Source organism: Arthrobacter sp. HMWF013 (genome assembly GCF_003061105.1).
In the GTDB taxonomy this organism is placed as follows: Bacteria; Actinomycetota; Actinomycetes; order Actinomycetales; family Micrococcaceae; genus Arthrobacter.
Window position 1 is genome coordinate 478 of the sequence record NZ_QAIQ01000689.1, and the last position, 3,638, is coordinate 4,115.

Below are 3,638 nucleotides of genomic sequence, written 5' to 3' on the forward strand. Positions count from 1 at the left end.
ACCGGCGTCGACAAAGCCCCTTCCATGGGAACGGCTGTGGTGAAGGACGGTTACCTCGAATTCACCGCCGCCGGCAACGCCGCCGGAACGGACACGTTCAGCTACCGCGTCCGGGACCGGATAGGCGCCGAAAACACCGGCACCGTGATCGTTGGCATCGCACCCCAGGAAGCCAACAACCAGAAACCCATCGCCATCGATGACTCCGTGGACGTCCGGCCCGGCCGCAAGATCGCCGTCGACGCCCTGACCAACGACTCGGACCCCGACGGCGACCCGATCAGCCTGGTGTCCAACGGGTTCGAATCCCGCCCCGAACTCGCCGTGGAGGCAGCCGACGGCGGCAAGGTGCTCCTCACCGCGCCGGACACCGCCGGAAACGAGAGCGTGGCCTACAAGATCCAGGACGACAAAAAAGCCCAGGGCAGTGCCGTGATCCGTCTCAGGGTCAGTCCGGACGCCGCCCTCAAGCTGCCCGTTGCCAAAGACGATGTTGTCACCCCCGCCGAGACCCTCGGCAAATCAGCTGTGGACGTCCCGGTCCTGAAGAACGATGCCGATCCCGACGGCGTTGCCGCCGAGCTCAAGATCAGCCTGCCGGACGGCAACCCGAACGCCCGAACCGGTGGCGACGGAAACGTTGTGGTGACCCTCGCCCCGAACGACCAGCTGGTCCCGTACACCGTCACGGACATCGACGGCCAAAGCGCGACGGCGGTCATCTGGGTCCCCGGCCAGGGCGAACAGCATCCCACACTGGCCAACTCCGAGGTGGTCGAGGTGATGGCCGGCAAAGAGATCACCCTGGACCTGAACGAATACGTCCGCGTCCGGGAGGGCCGTGCGCCGCGGATCACCCAGGTGGACAAGGTCCGCGTCCAGGGAGCCGACCCGCAGAACGTGGTGCCCGGCAACGGCAGCGGGGACCGGCTGCGTTACGCCGCGCTCGAGGACTACGTGGGGCCGGGTTCGGTCACCTTCGAAGTGACGGATGGTTCCGGTCCCGAGGATCCGCAGGGCCTCAAGTCCACGCTCAGCATCATCACCAAGGTCATCCCCGATCCGGACGCCAACCACCCGCCTGTCTTCAGCGGCACCTCGCTCGACGTGCCCAAGGCCGAGTCCGCCGCCCTGGAGCTGGGCAACCTGGCCAAGGACGTGGACGCCGGGGACCAGGAGAAACTCAGGTTTGAGCTGGATGGCACGCTCCCCGAAGGCTTCAACGCCACGCTGGACGGCGCCACCCTGAAAGTCACCGCGGACTCCAGCAGGGGGGCCGGCTGGAAGGGCAGCATCCCGCTCAAGGTCAGCGACGGCCGCTCCGAGCCCGCAAAAGCCACCGTCACGGCAACCGTCGTGGCATCCAACCGGCCCATGCCGGTTGCGAACGAGGACGTGATCGAGAAGGCCAACGCCGGCAAGACCGAGTCCATCAACGTCCTGGCCAACGATTTCAACCCCTTCAGCGACACTCCGCTGCGGATCGTCGCCGCCACGGTGGAAACCGGCTCCGCTGCAGGCCAACCCGTGGTGGCCGGCGACTCCATTACTGTCACCCCGGCCAACGGCTTCAAGGGCGTGATGGTGATCCGCTACACCGTGATGGACAAGACCGACGACGTCTCGCGGCAGACCGACGGGCGCGTGCGCATCACGGTGCGGGACAAGCCGGACGCGCCGTCTGCCCCCACAGCGACGGATGTGCGCAGCCGCACCGCCGTGCTCAAGTGGACGCCGCCTTCCGACAACGGCGCCACGATCAGCAAATACACAGTGAGTTCCACCGGGTTCAGCCAGGACTGCGCCACCACCACGTGCACCCTCAACGGCCTGACCAACGATGTGAAGTACGTCTTCACCGTCACCGCCACCAACGAGGTGGGGGAGTCCGTGCCATCACAGTCCTCCAACGAGATCAGGCCGGATGAGAAGCCTTCCCCGCCGGAGGCTCCCACGGTCAAGGCCGGTGACAAGGACATGGTGATCAACTGGGCCGCCGCGAAGACCGAGGGCTCGGCAGTAAAGAACTACAACCTGGAGATCTCCCCGCCCCCTGCCAGCGGAATCGCCGTGAAGAACGGTGTTACAGGACTGACGTACACCTGGCCGGGCCTGACCAACGGCGTGCGGTACAAGGTACGGGCCCAGGCCGTCAACGAACTGGGGCCCTCCGACTGGGGCCTGTACTCGGCTGAGGACAATCCTGCCGGGGTGCCGGCTGCGCCGGCCGCCCCGACGACGACGGTTGCGTCATCGGTCGGAACGTCCAACCAGCTGAAGGTCAACTGGACCGAGCCGAACACCAACGGCGATGCGATCAAAAACTACTACGTCACCATGAGCGGCGGCGGCGGGGCCGCACAGACCCAGCAGGTTGCCGGCACCGTCCGGACGGCGAACTTCACGGCCAACAACTCAGAGGCCTCGTATACCTTTACCGTCCAGGCCGAAACAAAGCCGGAAAGGGTGCCGTCAGCGCGCCGTCCGCGCCGCGGCGTGCCACCGGAAAGCTCAGCCAGGTATCCGGAGTCAGTGTCACCGAGGCCAACACCGGCGGCGCAGGACGGCAGGTGACCATTAACTTCAAGGAACTCACCGCGGCCGAACGCAACGGGTCGGCGTATGGCGAGATCAGCTACACGTACTACGCCACCACCGGCCAGTCCGGGCCCGTCAGCCCGGGGGACACCAAGGGAGGCTTCGCGAACGGGGCCGCCACCACCATCACGGTCACCGCGCACTCCAGCGTGGCGCCGAGTTCCGATGCCAGCGCCGGGGCGGGCGCGAATCCGTACGGCGCCCCCGGCACGCCGTCGGCCTCCGGGCAGAACGGGGCAGAGAACCAGAAGAACCTCAGCTTCAGCTGGAGTTCGCCATCCACCTCAACCAACGACGTCGCGTACACGCAGATCAAGATCGACAACGGAGGCTGGGAGCGGGTGGCCGCGTCCGGAAGCCGGACGATCAACACCGGTGGGTACAGCGAACCGCACTCGATCCAGGTCCAGACAGTGAACTCCCGCGGCACCGGCGGTCCGGTGGCATCTGCCTCCGCGCAGTCCGGGACGCAGAAAACCAGCTGGGCCACCCGCCTCAACACCGGAATGGACCGCAGCTGCACGGATCTTCCCGGACCCACGTCTTACGATCCGGTGGCCCACACCTGTGACGGCAAGGGCGGCTACGACAGGCCGTGGATGTCCCACATGGACTCGTTCACCGTTATGTGCTGGAAGCCGCACGGCACGACGTACGGCGGCGACGGCCAGTGGTACTACATCATGCGCGGTTCGCCGAACGCGACCCGCTGGATCAATTCCACGCACACTTCGATCGGCGCGCCCGGTCAGAGCGGCGTCCCGCTCTGCACCTTCCCGGTAGGGGCCACACCATAGCCGGGGGCGCCCGGAAGGCGGGCAGAACTGCCCATCGCCCGCCTTCGGGTCAATCGGTAGGCTGTTATCGGAAGTGCTGGCCTTGTCTCGGGCCGGCCCGGGGGAATCAAAATCTTGAAGGAAATCTGACGCCGTGACATCACTGCTGGGGAAGCTCGGTCTCAAGAAGCGCCATAACAAACTCATTTCGGGGACGGCTTTTGCTGTGGCCGGTGTTGCGTTGGTTGCGGGCGCCATCATTTA

At 66.1% G+C, this 3,638-nt stretch carries 2 protein-coding genes; both read left to right on the forward strand.

What is annotated here, in order from left to right:
• On the forward strand, window positions 1–2,574 hold a 2,574-nt coding region (locus tag DBR22_RS22390), incomplete at its 5' end, for an Ig-like domain-containing protein (RefSeq protein ID WP_258229401.1).
• Window positions 2,571–3,395, forward strand: a complete 825-nt coding sequence (locus DBR22_RS25050) for a hypothetical protein (protein ID WP_258229402.1) — start codon at window positions 2,571–2,573, stop codon at window positions 3,393–3,395. The genes DBR22_RS22390 and DBR22_RS25050, both read left to right, overlap by 4 nt.
• Window positions 3,396–3,638 lie beyond the last annotated feature (243 nt).